The 23,077-nt window shown below is 70.0% G+C and carries 22 protein-coding genes and 1 pseudogene; 5 read left to right on the plus strand and 18 right to left on the minus strand.

Going from position 1 to position 23,077, the window contains the following annotated elements; all coding sequences use genetic code 11:
* The first annotated feature begins 13 nt into the window (after positions 1–13).
* Positions 14–1,570, plus strand: a complete 1,557-nt coding sequence (locus tag NVU01S_RS37775) for a DUF7159 family protein (RefSeq protein WP_043678999.1) — start codon at positions 14–16, stop codon at positions 1,568–1,570.
* A gap of 623 nt (positions 1,571–2,193) precedes the next feature.
* On the opposite strand, the gene tsaD is transcribed toward NVU01S_RS37775, so the two are convergent.
* The 7 genes from tsaD to NVU01S_RS37810 all read right to left on the minus strand — a co-directional run bounded on the left by tsaD (position 2,194) and on the right by NVU01S_RS37810 (position 8,755).
* Positions 2,194–3,237, minus strand: a complete 1,044-nt coding sequence (tsaD, locus tag NVU01S_RS37780) for a tRNA (adenosine(37)-N6)-threonylcarbamoyltransferase complex transferase subunit TsaD (protein ID WP_043678941.1) — start codon at positions 3,235–3,237, stop codon at positions 2,194–2,196.
* A complete protein-coding gene (gene rimI, locus NVU01S_RS37785) occupies positions 3,234–3,728 on the minus strand; it encodes a ribosomal protein S18-alanine N-acetyltransferase (protein WP_088607034.1) in 495 nt (164 codons plus the stop codon). The genes tsaD and rimI overlap by 4 nt, the downstream gene beginning before the upstream one ends.
* A gap of 5 nt (positions 3,729–3,733) precedes the next feature.
* Entirely contained in the window at positions 3,734–4,414 is a 681-nt protein-coding gene (gene tsaB / locus NVU01S_RS37790; RefSeq protein WP_029903672.1) for a tRNA (adenosine(37)-N6)-threonylcarbamoyltransferase complex dimerization subunit type 1 TsaB, read from the minus strand.
* Positions 4,415–4,469: 55 nt separating this feature from the next.
* A complete protein-coding gene (gene tsaE / locus NVU01S_RS37795; protein ID WP_014981819.1) occupies positions 4,470–4,916 on the minus strand; it encodes a tRNA (adenosine(37)-N6)-threonylcarbamoyltransferase complex ATPase subunit type 1 TsaE in 447 nt (148 codons plus the stop codon).
* Positions 4,909–5,988 carry an alpha/beta fold hydrolase gene (locus NVU01S_RS37800; RefSeq protein WP_043678945.1) on the minus strand — a complete coding sequence of 360 codons (1,080 nt, stop codon included), beginning with the start codon at positions 5,986–5,988 and terminating at the stop codon, positions 4,909–4,911. The genes tsaE and NVU01S_RS37800 overlap by 8 nt, the downstream gene beginning before the upstream one ends.
* Positions 5,985–7,100, minus strand: coding sequence for an alanine racemase (gene alr, locus NVU01S_RS37805; protein WP_244467466.1), 1,116 nt, complete (start codon positions 7,098–7,100; stop codon positions 5,985–5,987). Before alr ends, NVU01S_RS37800 begins: the two co-directional genes overlap by 4 nt.
* Before the next feature lie 206 nt (positions 7,101–7,306).
* The gene (locus NVU01S_RS37810; protein WP_043678950.1) at positions 7,307–8,755 is read right to left on the minus strand and encodes an NAD(P)H-hydrate dehydratase; all 1,449 of its coding nucleotides are present in this window, start codon (positions 8,753–8,755) and stop codon (positions 7,307–7,309) included.
* 75 nt (positions 8,756–8,830) lie between these two features.
* Between NVU01S_RS37810 and NVU01S_RS37815 the strand changes: the two genes are divergently transcribed.
* The gene (locus NVU01S_RS37815) at positions 8,831–9,262 is read left to right on the plus strand and encodes a cupredoxin domain-containing protein (RefSeq protein ID WP_244467467.1); all 432 of its coding nucleotides are present in this window, start codon (positions 8,831–8,833) and stop codon (positions 9,260–9,262) included.
* 78 nt (positions 9,263–9,340) lie between these two features.
* Here the strand turns inward: NVU01S_RS37815 and NVU01S_RS37820 are convergent, their stop codons facing one another.
* Entirely contained in the window at positions 9,341–9,832 is a 492-nt protein-coding gene (locus NVU01S_RS37820) for a MarR family winged helix-turn-helix transcriptional regulator (protein WP_043678955.1), read from the minus strand.
* A gap of 138 nt (positions 9,833–9,970) precedes the next feature.
* Between NVU01S_RS37820 and NVU01S_RS37825 the strand changes: the two genes are divergently transcribed.
* Positions 9,971–11,152, plus strand: coding sequence for an MFS transporter (locus tag NVU01S_RS37825; protein WP_043678958.1), 1,182 nt, complete (start codon positions 9,971–9,973; stop codon positions 11,150–11,152).
* Positions 11,153–11,301: 149 nt separating this feature from the next.
* On the opposite strand, the gene glmS is transcribed toward NVU01S_RS37825, so the two are convergent.
* Positions 11,302–13,185 (minus strand): glutamine--fructose-6-phosphate transaminase (isomerizing), encoded by a 1,884-nt coding sequence (gene glmS, locus NVU01S_RS37830; protein WP_043678961.1) that lies wholly within the window; start codon positions 13,183–13,185, stop codon positions 11,302–11,304.
* Positions 13,186–13,221: 36 nt separating this feature from the next.
* Between glmS and NVU01S_RS37835 the strand changes: the two genes are divergently transcribed.
* Positions 13,222–14,079: a dienelactone hydrolase family protein gene (locus tag NVU01S_RS37835; RefSeq protein WP_043678964.1), complete on the plus strand. Its 858-nt coding sequence runs from the start codon at positions 13,222–13,224 to the stop codon at positions 14,077–14,079.
* 439 nt (positions 14,080–14,518) lie between these two features.
* Here NVU01S_RS37835 and NVU01S_RS37840 read toward each other — a convergent pair whose 3' ends face one another.
* The 5 genes from NVU01S_RS37840 to NVU01S_RS37860 form a co-directional block, all read right to left on the minus strand.
* Positions 14,519–14,827 carry a hypothetical protein gene (locus tag NVU01S_RS37840; protein ID WP_043678968.1) on the minus strand — a complete coding sequence of 103 codons (309 nt, stop codon included), beginning with the start codon at positions 14,825–14,827 and terminating at the stop codon, positions 14,519–14,521.
* A gap of 31 nt (positions 14,828–14,858) precedes the next feature.
* Positions 14,859–16,574 (minus strand): WXG100 family type VII secretion target, encoded by a 1,716-nt coding sequence (locus tag NVU01S_RS44680; protein ID WP_043678971.1) that lies wholly within the window; start codon positions 16,572–16,574, stop codon positions 14,859–14,861.
* A gap of 60 nt (positions 16,575–16,634) precedes the next feature.
* Positions 16,635–16,952 (minus strand): type VII secretion target, encoded by a 318-nt coding sequence (locus tag NVU01S_RS37850; protein ID WP_043678974.1) that lies wholly within the window; start codon positions 16,950–16,952, stop codon positions 16,635–16,637.
* Between the two features lie 180 nt (positions 16,953–17,132).
* A complete protein-coding gene (locus NVU01S_RS37855) occupies positions 17,133–17,441 on the minus strand; it encodes a DUF6802 family protein (RefSeq protein WP_014981807.1) in 309 nt (102 codons plus the stop codon).
* Positions 17,442–17,557: 116 nt separating this feature from the next.
* Positions 17,558–17,749: a PspC domain-containing protein gene (locus NVU01S_RS37860; protein ID WP_014981806.1), complete on the minus strand. Its 192-nt coding sequence runs from the start codon at positions 17,747–17,749 to the stop codon at positions 17,558–17,560.
* A 400-nt stretch (positions 17,750–18,149) separates the two neighbouring features.
* Between NVU01S_RS37860 and NVU01S_RS37865 the strand changes: the two genes are divergently transcribed.
* Positions 18,150–19,814 (plus strand): ABC-F family ATP-binding cassette domain-containing protein, encoded by a 1,665-nt coding sequence (locus NVU01S_RS37865; protein WP_043683187.1) that lies wholly within the window; start codon positions 18,150–18,152, stop codon positions 19,812–19,814.
* Between the two features lie 9 nt (positions 19,815–19,823).
* Here NVU01S_RS37865 and glmM read toward each other — a convergent pair whose 3' ends face one another.
* The 4 genes and pseudogenes from glmM to NVU01S_RS44400 all read right to left on the minus strand — a co-directional run.
* Entirely contained in the window at positions 19,824–21,200 is a 1,377-nt protein-coding gene (glmM, locus tag NVU01S_RS37870) for a phosphoglucosamine mutase (RefSeq protein WP_043683183.1), read from the minus strand.
* A gap of 217 nt (positions 21,201–21,417) precedes the next feature.
* Positions 21,418–21,933, minus strand: coding sequence for a 30S ribosomal protein S9 (rpsI, locus tag NVU01S_RS37875; RefSeq protein WP_014981803.1), 516 nt, complete (start codon positions 21,931–21,933; stop codon positions 21,418–21,420).
* Positions 21,934–21,950: 17 nt separating this feature from the next.
* Positions 21,951–22,394 (minus strand): 50S ribosomal protein L13, encoded by a 444-nt coding sequence (gene rplM / locus NVU01S_RS37880; protein WP_014981802.1) that lies wholly within the window; start codon positions 22,392–22,394, stop codon positions 21,951–21,953.
* Positions 22,395–22,555: 161 nt separating this feature from the next.
* A pseudogene (locus NVU01S_RS44400) lies at positions 22,556–23,077 on the minus strand (hypothetical protein); the annotation flags it as partial.

Below are 23,077 nucleotides of genomic sequence, written 5' to 3' on the forward strand. Positions count from 1 at the left end.
GAGGTGAATGAACATGCGAACATCCCTCGGCATCTCCGCCGGGTCCGAGGTCGTCTGCTCGGCACTGGTCGCCACCGCCGCGAACGGGGCGCAGAGCTTCGATTACCGGGTCGTCTCCGCCGACGCGGCGCATTCCGATCTCGGCGACCTGGTCGCCTCCTCGATCGAGTTGATGACCACCCAGCTGCCGACCACCCAGCTGGCCCACGACGTGGACTACCCCGTCGGCGCCCGGTTCGCCGGCGCGAGCCCGCGCAACCTCGAATCGCCGACCAGCAGGCCGCCCACCAGCGTCGCCGTCGCCTACCGGACCAAAGAGCAGGCGCAGGCCATCCGCTCGGCCACCGGCAAACAGCGCGAACTGCGCCTGGTGCCCGAGGGCACCGCGGCACTCACCTACCTCCGGCACACCGGGCTGCTCGACCGCTACGAGACGGTCGCCATCATCGATCTCGGCGCGAGCGGGCTCACCGTCACCGTGGCCGACCAGGCCGACGGCACCGTGCTGCGGTCCGAGCGCACCGGCGCGATCAGCGGCAACGCCATCGACGACCTGATCTACCACCATCTGGTCGACCTGCACTACGCCCGGCGCGGCACCCGGCCCAACCGCGGCATGCTGACCAACCGTGGCCGCGCGGCCAAGGAACATCTGTCCATCGCGCCCGCCGTCACCATCGACCATGTCGCCGGGCAGCCGCTCAAACTGACCAGGGCCGACTTCGAAGAGCTCATCGCCGACCTGCTCCGCGAGACCGCCGTCTTCGCGGCCGCGGTATTCGCCCGGGCGCCCAAGTTCCCCGAAGCGGTGGCCGTGATCGGCGGCGGCGCCAATATCCCCGCCGTCGTGGACACCCTCGCCCACCAGCTCGACGTGCCGGTGTTCACGGTGGAAGATCCCGACGCCGTGATCGCGAAAGGGGCCGCGCTGGTTGCCGATTCGGTCCAGCCGTCGGTGATCCCGCTGGCCGCGCTCGGCAGCGACGCGCCGGTCGGCACGTTCACCAAGGTGGTCGGCACGCTCGCCGGTGCCATCGTCGTGGTCGGGCTGATCATCGGCTACGGCGTGAAGACGTTCGCGCCCACCTCCGACGACGAGGTCTCCCCCGCGGGCACCACCAGCAGCGCGTCCCAGCTGCCGCCCGCACCGGTGAGCGTCGTCCCGCCGACCGGAGCGGGCACCGCGACCAGCGGGCGTACCCAGGAGAGCACCAACCGGCCGAGCGACGGCAACCTGCCCTCGATCACCCAGGACCGCGGGCAGCCGTCGAGCACGCCGGCACCGTCCGCCGCCCCGCCGCCCAGCCCGCCCACCCTGCGGCCGGACCCGAACCTCCCGGTCATCCCGTTCCCCGAACTGCTCGGCCCGCTGTTCGGCAACCCCACCACGCCCCCGGGCGGTTCCTCGGGGCCGGACAAGCCCAAGCCCGGCGCCGCCCCCACCCCGACCCAGGTCCCGCCCACCGGCCAACGCCAGGCCCCCGCCCAATCCCAACTCCCCATCATCCCCCGCTCCAACTCCGGCTCCGCCCACCTCGGCGGAACCGACCAGCCGAGCCACCCGGACTGAACCGCGTTCCCCCGAGGTGCGCCGCCCGAAGGTTCCGCGCACCAACAAGGTCAGCATCCGCCCCACGGCCCGCACCACTTCTGAGCTCACGCACCACTTCTGCGGCTTCGCACCCGCTACGGCGGGCCACAACCGGTGCGGGAACACAGAACCGGTGCGGCCACGTCGAAGCGGCGCCGCCGACCGGTAGTCGCTGTCCGCGTCCGTCTGCGCGGCCCGCGACGACAGCCCCCGCGCTCGCGGCACCACTTCTGAGCTCACGCACCCCTTCTGTGGCTTCGCACCCGCTATGGCAGGCCACAGCGGGTGCGAGAAGACAGAACCCGTGCGACTACGACAAGGTGGGGCCGCCGACCGGCGCTGCGGCCAGCATCCGGTGCTGTGGCCAGCGGCAAAGTGCCACACCACTTCCGCGGCCTCGCACCCGCTACGGCGGGCCACAGCCGGTGCGGGAACACAGAACTCGTGCGACTACGCCGGGGAGCGCCGCCGACCGGCACTCGCGGGTCCGCATCCGTTGCCGTGGTCGGCGGCGAGAGCCCGAGCGTAGGTCCGACATGCCGCGGCCACGCACCCGCTATGGCGGGCCGCAGCGGGTGTGGGAAGGCAGAAGGGGTGCGGGGTCAGCTGACGCGGCTTACCGAGACCGGGAGGCCGGGGTCGGTGGCTACGGTGAGGGCGGAGGGGGGTGCACCGCCGGCGATCACGTGGGCGCCGAGGGCGGCGATCATCACGCCGTTGTCGGTGCACAGCCGGGGTTTGGGCACGCGGAGGGTCAATCCGGCGGCGGCGCAACGTTCTTCGGCCATCGAGCGGATCCGGGAATTGGCGGTGGCGCCGCCGCCGAGCACGAGGGTGTCGACGCCGACGTCCTGCGCGGCGCGGACCGCTTTCATGGTGAGCACGTCGGCGACCGCTTCCTGGAACGACGCGGCGATATTCGGGATGGGCAGGTCGGCGGCGGTCAGGCCACTGCGCTGCGCTGCCTCGACGTAGCGGGCGACGGCGGTTTTCAGGCCGGAGAAGGAGAAGTCGTATCGGGCGTCCCGCGGGCCGGTCATGCCGCGCGGGAAGGCGATCGCACCCGGATCACCCTGTGCGGCAGCGGCGTCCAGTGCCGGGCCGCCGGGAAAGCCGAGCCCGAGCAGCCGCGCGACCTTGTCGAACGCCTCGCCGGCGGCATCGTCGACGGTGCTGCCCAGCTCGACGATGGGTGCGGCCAGATCGGTGACGTGCAGCAGGTGGGTGTGCCCGCCGGACACGAGCAGCGCGACGCACGGCGGCATCGGACCGTGCTCCAGCGTGTCCACCGCGACGTGCCCGCCGAGATGGTTCAGCGCGTAGAACGGCACATCCCAGGCCGCCGCATAGGCTTTCGCCGCCGCGACGCCGACCAGCAGCGCGCCCGCCAGTCCGGGGCCGATGGTCACGGCGAGCGCGTCGGGCTTGGTGATGCCGGCGGCGGCGAGCGCCCGGCGCATGGCGGGGACGATCGCTTCCAGGTGTGCCCGGGACGCGATCTCGGGCACCACGCCGCCGAAGCGGGCGTGCTGATCGACGCTGGAGGCGACCTCGTCGGCGAGCAGCTCGCAGCTGCCGTCCTCGTGCCTGCGCACGATGCCGACTCCGGTTTCGTCGCAGGAGCTTTCGATGCCCATGATGATCACGAGAGCACCTCGTCCGGCAGGGGCAGGGCGCTCAGCGCGGGCCTGCGCATGGTGTAGGCGTCGGCGCCGCTGGGGTGGTAGTAGTTCTTGCGCAGGCCGATGATGTGGAATCCGTGCTTGGCGTACAACGCGATCGCGGGATCGTTGTCGGTGCGCACCTCGAGGAACACCGGCCCGCCGCGCTTGCCTGCTTCGTCGAGCAGGGCCTCCAGCAGCCGGGTGCCGATGCCGGCGCGCAGGTAGCTCGGGTCGACGCCGATGGTGTGTACCTCGGCTTCGGGGTGGCGGTCGTCACCGAGCAGCGCGATGCCGGCGTAACCGACCATTCGCCCGTCGGCGTCGCGCGCGGTGATGTAGCGATTGTGTGCCGCAGCCAGTTCCGACTGGAACGCGACCGCGTGCCAGGGGTCGTCCTCCGGGAACAGCAGCTGTTCCAGTTCGACGCAGCGGTCGATGTCGGTGACGGCCATCGGTTCGATCCGGATGTCCACCGGTCTCACGCTCCCGTCCGGTCGAGGGTGCGGTAGCTCTTCTCGACGGCGTCGGGCCTGCGTAGATACAGCGGCACCAGCGGGTCGGGCACCGCGCGCGCGAGCACCGCGGCCGCGGCGACCGTGGCCAGGCCGGCCGGTGACGGCGTCTCCACCGGCAGCACCGGTAGGTCGAAGAAGTCGACGTGCGAGGCGGATCCGGCGATCACGGTGGCCTGCGCGAGATCGACCTCGCCGGGCTTGGCCACCTCCGGTCCCGCGACGCGCACGCCGTCGCGATAGCGCGCCCAGTAGACCTCGCGGCGGCGCGCGTCGGTGACGACGAGCAGTTCGCTTTCGGGAGTGAGGTCCGCCGCGGCGTCCGCGGCGATGGCGTCGAGACTGCACACCCCGTAGACCGGCAGCCCGAGCGCGTCACCGAAGGCGGCGGCGGTCGCCATGCCGACCCGCAGTCCGGTGAACGGGCCGGGGCCGATGCCGACCACGACCGCGGCGAGGTCGGTCCTGGAACGGCCTGCCTCGGTGAGACATTCGAGGATCTGCGGCGTGAGCACCTCGGCATGCGCACGCGGATCGACCCGCACACGGGAGGCGACCGTGCGCGTCTGGATCGGTGCTGCCTGCTCCAGTTCCACCAATCCCGCGGTCACGGCGGGTGTCGCGGTGTCGACACTTAATACCAGCATGATTGACCCAACGATACCGGGTGGTAGCTGCCGCCGGTGCGGAGCTACCAGGTAGTTAATCCACCCATTCCCATTCGGCGGTGCGCACGTCCGAATCCGGTTCGCGCGAGAGCTGCACCCGCAGATGCCGGTCGGTCAGGTGCTCCACGACGCCACGGCCCCACTCCACCACGACCACCGCCTGGTGCAGGTCGGTGTCGAGGTCCAGCGCGTCCAGCTCGTCGAGGTCGCCACCGAGCCGGTAGGCGTCCACGTGCACCAGCGGCACCGCCCCTACCTGCGCACCTGCCCGGTGCTGCCGGGCGATGATGAAGGTGGGCGAACTCACCCGGCCCTGCACCCCGAGCCCCGCCGCGATGCCGCGGGTCAGTGCCGTCTTGCCCGCGCCGAGCGGCCCGTCCAGCACGACCAGGTCGCCGGCACCGAGCCCGGCGGCCAGTTCCCGGCCGAGTGCTTCGGTGTCGGCCACCGTGGGCAGTGTGCGTTGCTGACGATCAGCCACTGGTCACCTCCGACGGGTGCGGTTCGAGCACGCCGGCGCGCACCAGCAATCGATCGAGCGCGTCGTTGACGATGTCCGGGAATTGCAGATGCGCCATGTGCGCGGCCTCCCGCAGATGAATCAGCTCACTGGCCTTCAACTCTCGGGCGAGCGCGCGTGAGTTGCGGAACGGGATCACCAGATCGTGCGAGCCGCCGATGATCAGCACCGGCAGCTGGGCCAGCGCGGGCAGCGCGGCCGACTCGTCGTGCAGCTCGATGGCTTTGAGGAATTTCACGATGGTCTCGACCGGGGTGTCGTCGATCATCATCGTGGTGAACCGGGACAGCGTCGGGCTCACCGGCCCGTGGAACGAGCTGACGTGCAGGATCGGCGTGATCACGTGCCGCGCCGTGGCGCGGCCCGCCTGCACCAGCGCGGGCGCGGCGGCCACGGCCAGCCGGAAGCCGTCGATGGCGGGATTGCGCAGCAGCTGGGTGATCCCGGCCGCGGTGACCTCGGCCGCCGCCGTGGACAGCAGGGCGATCCCGATCACGCGCTCGGCGAACAATTCCGGGAACTGCGCCGCGGCCGCCAGCACCGACATCCCGCCCAGCGAATGACCCACCAGCACCACCGGACCGGTCGGCGCGGTGTCCGTGATCACGGCGGCGAGGTCGCGGCCGAGCTGGGAGACCGTGCAGCGCTCGGTCGCCGAGGTGCCGGAGCGGCCGTGCCCGCGCAGGTCGAACAGCACCAGCCGAGCCCGTGCGCCCCAGCGCTTTTCGAGGTCGCGGCGTTGAAAGTGGAACGACTCCATGGTGTTGCAGAAGCCGTGCACGAAGATCACCGTGACCGGCGCGTCCGCGGGCCCGCAGGCGCGGGTGGCCAAGCGCACCCCGTCCTCGGTGTGCACGGTGCCCGCGCGATCCTCGTCGATGAGCGCGAAGTTCTCGTCGCGATATTCGTCACGGCGGGCAGGCCAGAGCACCCGGGCGCCGGCGCGGCGCAGGGCGTGCGCCCCGGCCAGCGCGGCGACCACGCCCGCGGTGGCCAGACCGCCGCGGACCGCGGTGACCCGCCGTCTGCTCACCGGCCACCGCCTACATAGCGGCGAACCGACCGGCCGCGCGGCGAACACACCACCTCGTAGTGAATGGTGCCGAGCAGATCCGCCCACTCCTGTGCGCGGGGTTCGCCCGGACCGCCGCCGAACAGGACGGCCATATCGCCCTCCCGGACGTTCTCGGCGTTGTCGCCGAGGTCGACCACGAACTGGTCCATGCAGACCCGGCCGACGTTCGGCCTGCGTGCCCCGCCCAGCCAGACCTCGAAACGTCCACTGAGCGGCCGGAATACGCCGTCGGCATAGCCCACCGGGATCAGTGCCACCGTGGTGTCGCGCGGGGCGTACCAGGTGTGCCCGTACGAGACGCCCTCGCCCGCCGCGACCTGCTTGACCAGCGCGACCCGGGCCTGGAAGGTCATGGCGGGGCGCAGCCCGAAGTCCTCGGCCACGGGACTGTGCCCGTACATCGCGATGCCCGGGCGGACCATGTCGAACGCGAGGTCGGGGCGGGTCAGGGTGGCGGGCGAGTTCGCCAGGTGCACCAGTTCCGGTTCCAGGCCGTGTTCCTTGGCGACGGCGATCGCCTCCAGGAAGCGGTCGCGCTGCATGTCGTTGACCGGATGCGCGGGCTCGTCGGCGTTCGCGAAGTGGGAGAACAGCGCCCGGAACCGCATCGCCTGCGCGTCGACCAGTGTCCGCAATTCCGCCAGGGCCTGCGGATATTCGACCGGCGACAGGCCGTTGCGGTTGAGGCCGGTGTCGACCTTGAGCGAGACCGTCGCCGTCCGGCCGGTCTGCTCGGTCGCGGCGGCGACCGCGCGCAGATGATCGAGCGAGGACACCCCGATCTCGATATCCGCGCGGATCGCCGCGGCGTAATCGGCGGCGGAGTTGTTGAGCCAGCTCAGAATAGGCGCGGTGATACCCGCGTCGCGCAACTGGACGGCCTCGGCGATGGTGGTGACGCCGAGCTCGGCGGCTCCCGCGGCCAGCGCCGCCTTGCCGACCTCGACCGCGCCGTGGTTGTAGCCGTCGGCCTTGACGACCGCCATCACGGCGGCGTCGCCCGCGAGTTCGCGCAGGATCCGCACGTTGTGCGCGATGGCGTCGAGATCGACGACCGTCTCCACTTGCACTGTTCCGCCTCTCCGGGAGTTCAGGTGGCACGGCAACCGGCCGTGCCGTCAGACCGTGCCCGGCGAGTTACCCATGCGCTCGGCGAAAGTTGTCACCGGTGTTCGGCCCGAGTCTATCGACCGGGAATGTCCTGGTGGAGTCGGTGGGCGCGCAGGTGGTCCGGGGCACAGCGCACAGCGTGGTCTATCACGGCGGTGCGTGCCGGTCAGACGACACGGTCGGCGAACGCGCGCAAGGTGCCGATCGCCGGTCGGAGATGCTCGAGTAGGGGTGTCGCGGAGATCGGCGCGCCCACCGAGTGCCCCTCCTGGGCAGCGAGGTTGGCCGCCAACGCGTGCACCCGGGCGGCGGCGGCCGCGGACCAGGCGGGATCACGTCCGGCGGCGAGCAGCGCCCCGAGAATGCCGGAGAGGACATCACCGGCGCCCGCGGTGGCGGCCCAGGACGCACCCGCCTCGTTGACCAGGACCGGCGCGCCCGGGGTGGCCACGAGGGTGGCACGGCCCTTCAACAGGACGGTGACCTGCCAGTCGTCGGCGAGCGAACGGACCGCGCCGACCCGGTCCGGCCCGACTTCGTGCCCGGTGAGGCGCGCGAATTCGCCTGCGTGCGGGGTCAATACCGTCGGCGCGGTGCGGGCCCGCACCAGCTCGGGTTCGGCGGCGAGCATGGTCAGTCCGTCGGCGTCGACGACGACCGGTAGCTCGGTGGCGAGGATCTCGACGAGACGATTGCGGGCGTCGGCGTCGGTGCCCGCGCCGGGGCCGAACACCCACGACTGCACCCGGCCGACTTCCGAGACCTGCTGGGTGGCAATGACTTCGGGAAACCTCGCGAGCACGTCGGCGGCGCCGGTGCCGGCATAGCGGACCATGCCCGAGGTCGCCGCGACCGCCGCGCCCGTGCACAGCACCGCCGCGCCCGGATAGCTCGCGCTGCCCGCGCAGATGCCGGTCACCCCCTGGGTGTACTTGTCGTCGGCCGCCGCCGGTATCGGCCAGTCCGCACCGATCGATCCCGGTTCCAGCGCAGCCAGATTCGGCCCGGGTAGTCGTAACCCGATGGGCACCAGCTCTGTTCGCCCGCAGTACGGCGCGGCGAGGACATGCACCGGCTTGTACGCGCCGAACGCCACCGTGACGTCGGCGCGGACGGCGGGGCCGGTGACCGCGCCGGTATCCGGGTCGACACCGCTCGGCAGGTCCGCGGCGACAATCGGAACCCGCAGTCCCGCAACCAGTTCCGCGGCATCGGGCCGCAACGCTCCGCGGCCGGAGATGCCGACGATACCGTCGACCACCAGGTCTGGGCTGCCGATGTCCGCGCGCACCCGCCCACCCGCCTTACGCAGTGCCGCAAGGCCTTTCGTGTGCGCCCGAGCCGGGTTCAACAGCACCGCCGCCACTTCGACACCGCGACGGCGCAACATCGATCCGGCCCACAGCGCGTCACCGCCGTTGTCGCCCGAGCCGACCAGCAAGGTCACCGCACGACCGGCGACGCCGCCGGTGCGCGCCCGCAGCTCCCCCGCGACGACCTTGGCCAGCCCGTACGCCGCGCGCTGCATGGGCACCCCGTCCGGGACGCGCGTGAACAACTCGGCCTCCGCCGCGCGCACTTCGTCGGCGGTGAAATAGCCCCGCTGCGTGGACATGAGCGATCCTCCACTGGGTTGTTCGGTACGGCTGCCGCGCGGACCCGCAACGTCAGCAGACTACGCTTGGCCATCATGCCAATGCTCACGCGTCGCGCACGGTCCACGCAGGTCGCCACCGGAGTGGCGGTGCTGACCGCGATGCTGGTGGCGGGTTGCGGCGGTGGCGATTCCGGGCCCGCCGCGACGACCACGAAGCGGCCCGCGCATCCGGTGACCACCACCACCCAGCCCGCGGGCGATACGAAACCCGCCGCCGTCACCATCGATGTGCGCGACATGAAATTCGCGCCCGGTGAGGTGACCGTCAAGGTCGGCGACACCGTCACCTGGCATTTCACCGACAAGGCCCCGCACACCGTGCAGGGCATCGGCGACAAGGCGATGGGCCTCAACAGCCCGATCATCGACAAGGGCGACTGGAGCTACACCTTCACCGCGCCGGGGACCTACCGCTATCTCTGCTCCCTGCACCCGGAAATGCGCGGCACCGTCACCGTGCAGTAGGACACCGCACGCCCCGCGCAAGCGGCACAGTCCCGCTCGACGCCGGATCTCGTCGGCGGCGAGCGGAACATACGCGCGTCAGACCGGCCGGTAGGCGCGGGTGCGCGGACTCCGCGCCGACGACGTGTTGAGCGCTTCGACCGCGGCCACCAGCGGGGCCAGCTCCGGGTCCGCCGCGGCTTGGCCGAGCGCACTGGCGAGCGCGTCGTCGTGGGTCGGGCGCGCCCGGTCCAGCAGCGCGAGGCCGGGCGGGGTGACGTCGGTGTAGATGCCGCGGCGATCGTCGGGGCACAGGTAGCGCTGGAGCAGGCCGCGGTCTTCCAGCCGGGTGACCAGCCGGGTCGTCGCGCTCTGACTCAGCACCACCGCCTCCGCGACCTGGTTCATCCGTAGGTGACCGCCGGGACCGTCGTGCTGCCTGCTCAACACCACCAGCAGCGAGTACTCGCGGACGCTCAGGTCGTGGCCGGATTGCAGGGCGCGTTCGATGTGCGCCTCGATCCGATCGTGCAGCAGCGACAGTGCGTACCAGCCATCGGCCAAGCCGGTCAGGGCGGCATCCGCGGTCATGATCGTCCTTCCGCGTAGAGAGTGTCCTTCCAGGATAGATGAAGTCGGCAATAGCCCGCGCTTGCAATTATCACGCGCTTGCAATTATTGTTGACGCCCGTAAGGCTCAAGCGCAATCTCACGTGGAGGCTCTCGCCCATGCCGCTCGCACTCCTCGCCCTGACCCTCGGGGCCTTCGGAATCGGCACCACCGAATTCGTGGTCGTCGGGTTGCTACCCGACATCGCGGACACCTACGCGGTGTCCATCCCCACCGCGGGCCTGCTGGTCACCGGATACGCGCTCGGCGTGGTGGCCGGCGCGCCGCTGATGACCGGACTCGGCACCCGCGTCTCGCGCAAACGCATGCTCCTCGGCATGCTGCTGCTCCTGGTCGCGGGCAACGTATTGTCCGCCGTCGCACCGACTTTCGGGCTCATGCTGACCGGCCGGATCGTCGCCTCGCTGGCACACGGCGCGTTCTTCGGCATCGGCGCGGTGGTCGCGGGCAGCGTGGTCCGCCCCGACAAACGCGCGGGCGCCATCGCGATCATGTTCACCGGCCTCACCGTGGCCACCATGGTCGGCGTGCCCGTCGGCACCCTGCTCGGCCAGCAGTTCGGCTGGCGGCTCACCTTCCTGATCGTCGCGCTGGTCGGACTGATCGGGCTACTCGGCGTCGCCCTGCTGGTGCCGGAACAGCCCGCGCCGCAGGACGCCCGGCTGCGCACCGAACTCGCCGTGTTCCGCAATCCACAGGTGCTGCTCGCGATGGCCATGACGGTGCTCGGGTTCGGCGGTGTCTTCGCGGCGATCACCTACCTGGCCCCGATGATGACCGAGGTCACCGGTTTCGCGGACAGCTCGGTCACCTGGCTGCTCGTCCTGTTCGGCCTCGGCTTCTCCGCGGGCAACCTGATCGGCGGCAAGTTCGCCGACCGGCACCTGATGCCGATGCTCTACCTCACTCTGGGCGGACTCGCGGTGGTGCTCGCGCTGTTCACCCTCACCGCGCACAACAAGGTCACGGCCGCGATCACCATCGTGCTGATCGGCGCGCTCGGCTTCGCCACCGTGCCGCCGCTGCAGAAGCGCGTTCTCGACCAGGCTTCGGGCGCACCGACTTTGGCGTCGGCGGTCAATATCGGCGCGTTCAACCTCGGCAACGCCGTCGCCGCGTGGCTCGGCGGACTGGTTATCGCCGCGGGCTTCGGCTACACCGCGCCGAACTGGGTCGGGGTCGCGCTGGTGGTCACCGCACTCGGCCTGGCCGTCTGGTCCGGTGCCATCGAACGCCGGGCCGCTGCCGAACCGGCCTCCGCGCTGGTGCCGGCGAGCTGAGTCCCATCCGATCGGTCCGGCGGCGACCTGTGGTCACCGCCGGATTCGCGTCGTCTCGGCGAAAGGTGTTGCTGCGCAGCCACACACGTGTGAGCGCGGCGGTCACACAGGAGGATCCGCACCTGCCCCATGGGCGCAGCGCCGCCGGTCTACTCGACCGTGACGGACTTGGCCAGGTTGCGCGGCTTGTCCACGTCGTAGCCGCGGGCCTGGGCCACCTCGGCCGCGAAGATCTGCAACGGGACCGTCGACAGCAATGGCTGGAACAGCGTCGGCGCGGACGGGATCTCGATCAGGTCATCGGCGAACGGCCGCACCGTGTCGTCGCCCTCCTCGGCGATCACGATGGTGCGCGCGCCACGCGCCTGGATCTCCCGGATATTGCTGAGCAGCTTCGAATGCAGCACCGCGCGGCCATTCGGCGACGGCATCACCACGATCACCGGCAGACCGTCTTCGATCAGCGCGATCGGACCGTGCTTGAGCTCACCGGCCGCGAAGCCCTCGGCGTGCATGTACGCCAGTTCCTTGAGCTTCAGCGCACCCTCCAGCGCCACCGGGTAACCGACGTGGCGGCCCAGGAAGAGCACCGTCTGGACATGAGCGAGCTCCCGCGCGATGGCCCGTACCTGCGGACCGGTCGCCAGCACCCGCTCGACCAGCTTCGGCATCGCCTCCAGCTCGGCGAACTCACGGGCCACCTCGTCGGGGTACTTGGTGCCCCGCGCCTGCGCCAGCGCCAAGCCGACCAGGTAGTTCGCGGTGACCTGCGCCAGGAACGCCTTCGTCGACGCGACGCCGATCTCCGGGCCGGTCCTGGTGTACAGCACCGCATCCGACTCGCGCGGGATCTGCGCGCCGTTGGTGTTGCAGATCGCCAGCACCCTGGCCTTCTGCTCCTTGGCGTGCCGCACCGCCTCGAGCGTGTCCGCGGTCTCGCCCGACTGCGAGATCGCCACGACCAGCGTGGAACGGTCCAACACCGGGTCGCGGTAACGGAATTCGCTGGCCAGCTCCACCTCGACGGGCAGCCTGGTCCAGTGCTCGATCGCGTACTTGGCGAGCAGGCCCGCGTGGTACGAACTGCCGCAGGCGACGACGAACACCTTGTCGAAGTCGCGCAGTTCCTGATCGGCCAGGCGCTGCTCGTCCAGCACGATCCGGCCCGCGCCGTCCTGATCCTGGCTGAAATGCCCGATCAGCGTGTCCGCGACACCGGCGGGCTGCTCTTCGATCTCCTTGAGCATGAAGTAGTCGTGGCCACCCTTTTCGGCGGCGGCCAGATCCCAGTCGATCGTGAACGGGCGGGTCCGCGCGACCGCGTCGGTCCCCGCGAAATCGGTGACCGTGTAGGTGTCCGCGGTGATCACCACCGCCTGGTCCTGCCCGAGTTCGACCGCCTCGCGGGTGTGCTCGATGAACGCCGTGACATCGGAGGCGATGAACATCTCGCCCTTGCCGACACCGACCACCAGCGGGGTCGAGCGGCGCGCCGCGACGATCATCTCCGGATGGTCGGCGTGCGTGAAGACCAGGGTGAACGCGCCCTCCAACCGGCGCAGCACCGCGAGTGCGCTCGCCGCGAAATCACCCGCCGTCGGGCCTGCGGAGTAAGCCTGCGCGACCAGGTGCACCGCGACCTCGGTGTCGGTGTCGCTGCGCAGTTCGACCCCGGCGTCCTCCAGTTCGCGGCGCAGCGGGGCGAAGTTCTCGATGATGCCGTTGTGCACCACGGCGACCTTGCCGCTGTGGTCGCGATGCGGGTGCGCGTTGCGGTCGGTCGGCGCACCGTGGGTGGCCCAGCGGGTGTGCCCCATGCCGGTGGTGCCCGCGAACCGCGCCACCCCGACCTCGGCCAGTTCGGCCTCCAGGTTGGCCAGCTTGCCCGCCTTGCGTTCCACCGCCAACTCGCCGGTGCCGTCGACGATCGCCACGCCCGCGGAGTCGTAGCCGCGATATTCCATGCGGCGCAACGCGTCAACGACAACGCCGAGCGCGTCCCGGTATCCGACGTACCCCACGATTCCGCACATGGCTCACCAGAGTACTTATCGGATAACGTTCTCGTCGTGTCGGCGTCTGTGAAATCGCTTCTGAGCACCTTGACCAGCCGCGGCCCCCATCGGGTGCTGCGCGGCAACCTGGCCATCGCCGGGCAGCCCGGGGTGGTGTTCACGCCGGAATCCGGACTCAACCTCCCCGCGGTGGCGTTCGGCCACGGCTGGTTGACCGGCGTCGCGCACTACCGCACCCTGCTCGAGCACCTGGCCTCCTGGGGCATCGTGGCCGCCGCCCCGGACACCGAGCGCGGGCCGATCCCGTCGCACCTCGGCCTGGCCACCGACCTGCTGACCACCCTGGACATCTGCACCGGGGTGCGGCTCGGGGACGGCTCGATCAGCGTGCACCCCGAACGCCTCGCCTTGGTCGGCCACGGCATGGGCGCGGGCGCGGCCGTCATCGCGGCGAACCAGCGGCAGGTCGCCGCCGTCGCCGCGCTGTTCCCCGCGCCGACCGCCCCGGCCGCCGAGAAGCTCGGCGCCGACATCGACACGCCCGCCCTCATCCTGGCCGGCGCCACCGATATCGCCTCGGTCAGCTCCAACGCGCTCCCCTTGGCCGCCACCTGGGGCGGACCCATGGTGTTGCGTGCCATCGACGGCGCCTCCCACAACGGCATCGTCGAGGGTCGCCGAGTGCTGGCCGCCGTCGGCGCGGGCAAGCACGAATCGAAGACCGCCCGCACCACCCGCGCCCTCCTCGCCGGCTACCTGCTCGCCAAACTGTCCGGCGACAAGACCTACCGCGTCTTCGCCGACCCCGACGCCGACATCCCCCACACCGCCGTCATAGATCCCAACGCCAAAGAAGAAGCCCCGGCCCCCAAACTCAAAGTCGGCCAACTAGCCTCCCTCCTCCGCCGCTGACCCGCAGGGCCACATCCCACGCCCCAGCGGCGAGTCCCAGTGAGACGCCGGACGAAGCAGCGGCGGGCCTCGGCTGCGGCCGGCACGTTCACACCAACCCGCCGCGCGACACACCGGCACTCCGCCGACAACCCCTGTGGACACCAGTCGCCGCTGACCAGCGCACAGCGACCGGCCCGACACGCTGCGGCAGGTAGCCGTCATCGGCGAACTCCCCGACCGGCAAACGACAGCGCAACCACCTCAGCCCGAACGCTGCACGTTCACAGACCTTCTCGACACCGCACACACCAACCCGCCGCGCGACACACCGACACTCCAGCGCGAACCTCTGTGAGGACCGACCAGCGTGGTGGTCACCCGGCGCTGACCCGTACGGCAACCCGGCTCGAGACGCCCCGCCCCGACACGCCCGGGTGCGGCGGGGGTTTGGGGCGGCTCAGATCAGCCAGGTTTTTCGTTGGTAGAAGGCTGCTTCCTCGTCTTCCGCGTCTACGGGGGCGACGTCGCGGTTGGCGCGGCGGGCGGCGATGGAGCGGGCTACTGCTTCCCGTTGCTCACGTGCCTCGGTTTCCTGACGGGCTCGTTCTTCTTCGGCTCGGGCTTCGGCTTCTTGGATCGCGGCGAGCAGTTCCGGACCGCCTCGGTCGCTGAGGCGTTGTTTCATCTCGTCGTATTCGTCCTGTAAGCGGAGCACCGCGCGCCGATTCTCCTCGACGATGCATTCGATCTCGTAGGCGTGGTTCACCGCGCCACCGACCTGTCATTGCCGAACCGGGTCACAGTGGCCCTGCCTCCGCCAGCTCGGCCCCGCTGTCGGACGGCGCGTCAGGGTTTTGGCTGCCGGGCATCGGTTTCGGCTTGTGCTCACCGTCTTCTTCGCGACGTGCGGACGGCACGCCGGAGGGCAGACCTGGCTGACCGGTGTTCTCCTCCGCCGCAGGCGCTTTCGGCGCAGGCGCTTCCTGGTCCGGGGTGGCAGGTGCGGGCTCTTCGGACCGAGGAGCCCCGGCCGGATCCTTGGACTGCGGCGCCTCCGCGGCAGGCGTCGGCTGCTCCCCCGCGGGCCGTTCGCCCTTCGGCGGCTCACCCGCGGGCTGCTCGCCCTTCGGTTCATCGGATGCGGGTTCGTCGGACGGCACAGGCTCCCCTTCGGCTTTCGGCTCGTTCACCGAAAGTACCGGCACCCCATGCTCATCCAGCTTCAGGCTGAACTCTTGCGGCTTGCCGTCGGCGTCGGACATGGTGAGCTTCAACCCGTCCGCGCCCATCTCGAACTTCAAATGCTTACCGGCGACGTCGAATTCGGCGGCGGGCTGGTCCGGCTTGCCGTCGTTGTCCCGGTCTACCGGCGTGGGCTGACTCGATTGCAGGTTCTTGATCGCGTCGTCCACACCGGTCGCGAGGCTGCTGGTCAGCGAACTGAGGCCGGAGGTGACCGCACTGGTGAGCGTGGACGTCAACGGCGACAACGAACTCGCCACCTGACTGAGCGAGGCGAGACCGTCCAGCGAGGGAATCTTCGTCGTGGTCGGCACCGTCGTAGCGGGCGTGGTCTCGGCAGGGACGGTGGAAGCAGGCGTCGTACCCGGCGTGCCCGGAGTACCGGGCGTTCCAGGAGTACCCGGGGTTCCGGGCGTGCCAGGCGTGCCGGGCGTTCCCGGGGTTCCGGGCGTTCCCGGGGTTCCAGGCGTGCCGGGCGTTCCTGGCGTACCCGGAGTCCCAGGCGTACCAGTACCTTTCGGCTGCTCCGTAGGCGCGGGCGCATCGGCCGGCGCCGGATACTGACTGGTGTCCAACCGCGCGAGCGCGTCGGCGAGCTGACCGTAGATGCGGCGCACATCCGCATCCGTCTTCTTGCACAGCGCCAGGAAGTTGTCGACGGTGCCGTCGACGTGCGGAACGAACGTCTCCTGCAACCACTTCTTGGCGTCTCTGCCGAGCTCATACTCGGCGTAGTTCTCGGCGTTGTAGATGAACTGGTCGATCGTTTTGCGGCCGGTGTTGTCGATATCGGGCTTGTCTTTGTCCCAATACCGCGCGACGGTCTCCGCTTTGCTCCGTACGACGCTGCGCAGGCCCGGAACCGCCGCGGACAGCGTCGACGCGACGGCAATGGCGGTGCCGCGATCGGTCTCGGCCCGGCGGACCTGTTCCGCGAGCATGGTGTGCGCGGCATCCCCCGCCACGCCCTGCCACACCGAGGGCAACGCCGCGAGCTGGACCTGCTGCTTGCGCAGTTCGGTGCCGACCTCGCCGTTCACCTTGCTGACCGTGGCCGCGATCTGGCCGAGCGCATCCAGATCCATCTCCCGCTCGGCGTCGAACAGCGCACAGAGCGCCGAATATTCGGGCAGATCCGCGCGCCCGTACCCGAACTTGTCGTGGACGGTGTTGTAGCGCGGCAGATAGCTCTCGAAGTACATCAAGCCTTCGGCGCCGTTATCCAGCATCTGCTGGACCGTCGCGCTGTCGCCCGCCTGGTAATCAACCATTAGTCACTCGTCCCCGTCGGAGCCACTGCTGCTCGGCCGCCTCGCCTGCCTTTCGAACCGTCAGGTGAGTTGGACACCGACTGCCGTGATCTTGCGTACGTTCGCATCGTCCACGGTCGCGTAGGTGGTGGCACTGGTGGTGATCTGTGCACCCGTTTTGTCGACGGCCCCCTGCCAGTTCTGCAGCCAGGTCGCGAAGCGGGCCAAACCGTCGTGCACCTTGGTCCCCTCGGCGGCGTAGGACCGGCCCGCCTGCGCCGCGCCGAAATCCTGCCGCCGCGCGTCGGTCACCTTGTTGCCGATGACCGCCGCCGAGGACTTCAGATTGGCCCCGATCTGTTGCAGCACAGCCGGATCCACCGTGACGCTGCCGCCCATCGTGCCCCCTTCGTCCCTGCGTCGTCCGAACTCGCGCTTCGATACCGTGCCGACGCCGAGTGGTGTCCATACCTTCTTCGACGCGGCACTCCGACGTTCGGTTCCATCGATTCCCGCCGGACGTCCTACGCGGGAATCTAATGGGCGAGCCGGGCCGGGACAACCCGATCCGAGCGGGAACTACGACCCGATCTTCCCGTGATCCGTGCGGACCCACTCGGACGTGCCGTCGGGATGCCGGTGGAACTCCCAGGCGGCGTAGTCGCCGTCTTTTTCCACCACGGTGACGTGGTCGGCGAGGCCGTCGTGGTCGTAGTCGGTCCAGACCTGCATCGCCTCCTCACCGGTGGTGGTGATGGTGTCGAGGGTGCCGTCGCCGTCGATGTCCTGGGTGGGGTGATGCAGTTCGACCGCACCGAGGCCGTCCAGCGATGAGGACGCGTCGATGCCGGGCAGTTCCAGACCCGGCAATTCGCCCGAGGTGATCATTGCTACTCCTCAGCAGGACTCGTGGTGTGCGCTGCGTTGGTTTCCGCGATGGTCCGCGAACAACGTCATCGCTCCATACTGACATCCGCAGCAGTCCGACGCAGCCCCCACCGGCCTCACTTCTTCGGCATCAGCAGCCACAACACCAGGTAGATGATGAACTGCGGGCCCGGCAGCAGGCACGAGATCACAAACAGCAGGCGCACGACGTTGGCGTTCCAGCCCAGGTATTCGGCGATACCACCACAGACGCCCGCGATCCACTTGTCGTGAGTCGAGCGGGTGAAACGGCGGGTAGGTGCGGTCATGGTCTTCCCTCTCTGGCGATGTTCTCTTCGACCTCCACTCTGCCGATTCCAGACCGCCGGCACATCGCTCCGGCGACCGATCCCGACCCTGATTTCCGCGCCGCCCGGCTCAGGGTGCAACCCCGAGAGCACCGATGCGGGCCGCCCGGCCCCCGCACGGCAGAATGCTCACGTGAACGAGGGCCAGCGAACGAACCACGATTACCGCCCGACCCAGCCGATCGCGGGCGAGGCGGAGTCGTGAGGGAGCGCCAGCGAGCGAACCGAGAACACAGCGCGCCTGTGCGCACGACGCAGCCGAGCGCCAGCGAGGCGGAGTCGTGAGGGAGCGCCAGCGAGCGAACCGAGAACACAGCGCGCCTGTGCGCACGACGCGGCCGAGCGCCAGCGAGGCAAAGTCGTGAGCACCACTCTGCACGCCCGCGGCCTCTCGGCCGGGCACGGCGAACGTGTCCTCTTCGAGGATCTGGATCTCACCCTGGCTCCGGGCGATGTGATCGGCTTGGTCGGGGTGAACGGCGCGGGCAAGTCGACGCTGTTGCGCATGCTGGCGGACCGGCGCACGCCCACCGGCAGCATCACGGTGAGCCCGCCCGACGCGACCATCGGCTATCTCGCGCAGGAACCCGAGCGGGTGTCCGGTGAGACGGTGCGCCAATTCCTCGGTCGCCGAACCGGAGTCACCGCCGCGCAGCTCGCCATGGACGAGGCCGCCGAACGCCTCGCCGACGGCGGCGACGAAGCGGCGACGACGTATTCGGACGCGCTGGAACGCTGGCTCGCGCTCGGCGGCGCGGATCTGGAGCAGTGCGCCGACGAGGTGGCGGCCGATCTCGGCCTGACTGTCAGCTTGGCGAACGGCCTGGAGACCCCGATGACGGGCTTGTCCGGCGGCCAGGCCGCGCGGGCGGGCCTGGCGTCGGTGTTGTTGTCGCGCTTCGACATTCTGCTGCTGGACGAGCCGACCAACGATCTGGACCTGGACGGCCTGGCCCGGCTCGAGCAGTTCGTCGCGGGCGTGCGGGTGCCGCTGGTGGTGATCAGTCATGACCGGGAGTTCTTGGCGCGCACGGTGAATCGGGTGGTCGAGCTGGATCTGGCGCAGCAGCAGGTCGGCTCCTACGACGGCGGCTACGAGGCTTATCTGGCCGAACGCGAGATCGCCCGCAGGCACGCGCGCGAGGCGTACGACGAGTACGCGGACACCAAGGCGGGTTTGGAAGCGCGGGCACAGATGCAGCGCAACTGGCTCGAACACGGTGTGCGCAATGCTCGCCGGAAGGCACGCGATCCCAAGAAGGTCGATTCGGACAAGGTGGGCCGCAAGATGCGCGCCGAATCCACCGAGAAGCAGGCGGCGAAGGCCAGGCAGACGCAACGCCGGATCGAACGGCTCGACGTGGTCGAGGAGCCGCGCAAGGAGTGGGAGCTGCGGATGACCATCGCGGCCGCGCCGCGCAGCGGGTCGGTGGTGGCGACGCTGTCCGACGCGACGCTCACGCGCGGTGATTTCACCCTCGGCCCGGTCACCACTCAGGTCGATTGGGCCGACCGAATCGTGTTGACCGGCGCGAACGGCTCCGGCAAATCCACGCTGCTCGCGTTGTTGCTCGGCAAGATCGAGCCGGATACCGGCAGCGCGACACTCGGCGCCGGGGTCGAGATCGGCGAGGTGGATCAGGCCCGTGGGTTGTTCCGCGGCACCGCATCGCTGGCCGACACGTTCGGCGCGCAGATGCCGGATTGGCCCGACGCCGAAATCCGCACGCTGCTGGCCAAGTTCGGCCTGCGCGGCGCACATGCGTTGCGCCCCTGCGACACTCTCTCACCCGGTGAACGCACCCGTGCCGCGCTCGCCCTGCTGCAGGCCCGCGGGGTGAACCTGCTCGTACTGGACGAGCCGACCAACCACCTGGACCTGCCCGCCATCGAGCAATTGGAGCAGGCGGTCGAATCCTTCACCGGCACACTGCTGCTGGTCACGCACGACCGCCGGATGCTCGACACCATCGAGGCGACCCGTCGCTGGCACATGGATTCCGGCAAGCTCACCGAAACCACCTGAGCCGGCGGGTCAGACCGAGGCGACCCGCTTGGCGAGGTCGTCGGCGAGTTGCCGGGCCTGGGCCGGGTCGGTGGCCTCCACCATGACGCGGACCAGTTCCTCGGTTCCGCTCGGGCGCAGCAGGACTCGGCCGGAGTCGCCGAGGATGCGCTCGGCCTCCTGTACCGCCTCCCGCACCTCCGGCGCCGTCGCGACCAGCGACTTGTCACTGACCGGCACGTTCACCAAAACCTGTGGCACGGTCTGCAATACGGCGGCCAGCTCGGCGAGGCTGCGCCGCGTGGTGGCCATCCTGGCCATCAGTTTCAGGCCGGTGAGAATGCCGTCGCCGGTGGTGCCGAACCGCGGGAAGATCACGTGCCCGGACTGTTCGCCACCGAGGGTGTAGCCGCCGCGGCGCAGTTCCTCCAGCACGTACCGGTCGCCGACCGCGGTGGTGCGCAACGCGATTCCGGCCGCGCGCATCGCGATGTGCAGGCCCAGGTTGCTCATCACGGTACCGACCAGGGTCTGCTGTGCCAGCTCGCCTGCTTCGTGCATGGCCAGCGCGAGCACCGCGAGGATGGCGTCCCCGTCGACGATCCGGCCCGCGGCGTCGACCGCGAGGCAGCGGTCGGCGTCACCGTCGAGCGCCAAGCCGAGGTCGGCCCCGTGCTCGCGCACCGCCTGCTGGATCGAGTCCAAATGCGTTGAACCGCAACCGTCATTGATGTTGAGGCCGTCGGGTTCGGCGTTGATCGAGATCACCGTCGCCCCGGCGGCGCGGAACGCGGCGGGCCCGACCTCGGACGCGGCACCGTGCGCGCAGTCGAGCACGACGGTGAGCCCGGACAGATCCTGCGCCGTCGCCGCCACCAGATGCTCGACATAGCGCTCGTGCGTACCGGCCAGGCTGTATTGATCGGGCACCGCGGGCCCGTGATCGCGCGCGCCGACCGCGTTGACCACCCGGCCGATGCTCGCCCCGGTCGGGCGCACCACCAGGTCCTCGGTGATCAGGGCTTCGATCCGGTCCTCGATCGCGTCGTCGAGCTTGTGCCCGCCCGCGGCGAAAATCTTGATGCCGTTGTCCGGCATGGGGTTGTGCGAGGCGGAGATCATCACGCCGAAGCACGCGTCGTACAAACCGGTCAGATACGCGACGGCGGGGGTCGGCAGCACGCCGACCTGGAGCACGTTCACACCGGTGGCGGTCAGGCCCGCGGTCACCGCGGCCTCCAGCATCTCCCCGCTGGCCCGGGAATCGCGACCGACCACCGCCAGCGGTCGCTGCTTGCCTCGACTCAAGATCTGTGCGGCCGCACCCGAAACTCGCATGGCCAGTTCCGGACTCAACGACTCGTTGGCCAACCCACGGATTCCGTCGGTGCCGAACAAACGTCCCATACCTCAGCCCCTCATCGTGGATCCGCGGCGGCGCGCGCCGGCGGTCCGGAGACGGCGGCGTACGCGACCGGCGAAGGCGCAGACGCCACACGGTGATACAGCACGAGAGCAGGCAACCAGCCGTTGCTGGAAGCCTGCTCTCGTACAGCTGCCCGTCGACCGTTGTGCCCCCGGCACCTCCAAGGGTGCCGGATGGCAGCGGGCGACGAGGCCAAAATCAGCGCTTCGAGTACTGCGGAGCCTTACGGGCCTTCTTGAGGCCGTACTTCTTGCGCTCGGTGGCACGCGGGTCACGGGTCAGGAAGCCGGCGCGCTTCAGCGCGGGACGGTCGTCCGGGGTGACCTCGATCAGCGCGCGGGCGATGGCCAGACGCAGGGCGCCGGCCTGTCCCGACGGGCCGCCGCCGACCAGGCGGGCGTGGATGTCGAAGGACTCGGTCCGCTCGACGGTCACCAGCGGCGACTTGACCAGCTGCTGGTGCACCTTGTTCGGGAAGTAGTCCTCGATGGTGCGGCCGTTGAGCACGAAGTTGCCCGAGCCCGGCAGCATGCGCACGCGGACGACGGCTTCCTTACGACGGCCGACGGTCTGCACCGGGCGGTCGATCACGATCGGCGCGAAGCTCTCCGCGCTGACCTCGGCCTCGTCGTAGCCTTCGCCGTCCTCGACGACCTCGACAGCGTCGAATTCCTCGGCGACGGCTTCTTCGTTGAATTCCTCAGGAGCGGTCACTGAATCTTCTCCGTTACTCACTGCGCCACCTGCTTGATCTCGAACGGAATCGGCTGCTGAGCGGCGTGCGGGTGGCTGGGGCCCGCGTAGACCTTCAGCTTGCCCGCGATCGCGTTGCCGAGCTTGTTCTTCGGGATCATGCCCTTGACGGCCTTCTCCACGAGCCGGTCCGGACGGCTCTCCAACACCTGGCCGACAGTGCGCGACTTGAGGCCGCCCGGGTGCCCGCTGTGGTGGTGGATCAGCTTGTCCGCCTTCTTGTTGCCGCTGATGGCAACCTTGTCGGCGTTGATGATGATGACGAAATCGCCACCATCGAAGTTCGGTGCGTAGGTCGGCTTCGTCTTGCCACGCAGCAGATTCGCTGCCTGGACGGCGAGACGGCCGAGCACTACGTCAGTGGCATCGATGACGTACCACTTGCGGGTCACGTCACCAGCCTTGGGGCTGTACGTAGGCACAGTGCTTCCCTGTCTGTCGTCGGTGTTGCCGGCCAGGCGTGTGGTCGAACGCTCCCGGCGGCCGGTGGAGACCCGGGACTCGATTGCACGACCGGTTACCCGGTACGTCCGCACGCCAACGAGCCACGATACCAGTCCGGGCAGGCCGGACCGAAATCGCGTCAGATCTCGATCGGCGGCCCCGGATCGATCGCCCGGCGCGGGCCCGGCAGCAGGTAGCGCAGGGTGTCGACGCCCGGCTGTTCGCATTCCGGCTCGGTGGCCCGCCGGTCGGTGCGCGGCGATCCCGGCGCGTGACCGCGCACCGCGGCGATGCCGGGGCGGACCTCGTTGGTCACATACGGCGTCAACGGGCAGGCGATCAGGTCCGCGACCGCGGGACCCGGCGCCACGGTCAGCGTCGTCTCCGCCGCCGTGAGCTCGACCCGGTCACCGCTGCCCGGCAGCGCCACCACCGCGAGCGCCACCGCGCCGACCACCGTGTGCGCGCCGAACAGGTTGTCCTTCATCTTGTTCCACAGTTTTCCCTTGCGGGGTCTGTCCTCGTCGTCGTCCGGCTCGGACCCCGGCTCGCGCCACTGGCCCTGCCGTCCCGGTTCGTCGGACTGCGGCGCCTGATACGAACGCGCGCCGGGCGGGATCGGCCCGGGCGGCGGCCCGCTCTGCGGCGGACCCGCCGGACC

The organism is Nocardia vulneris, from assembly GCF_001613425.1.
GTDB classification, from domain to species: domain Bacteria; phylum Actinomycetota; class Actinomycetes; order Mycobacteriales; family Mycobacteriaceae; genus Nocardia; species Nocardia vulneris.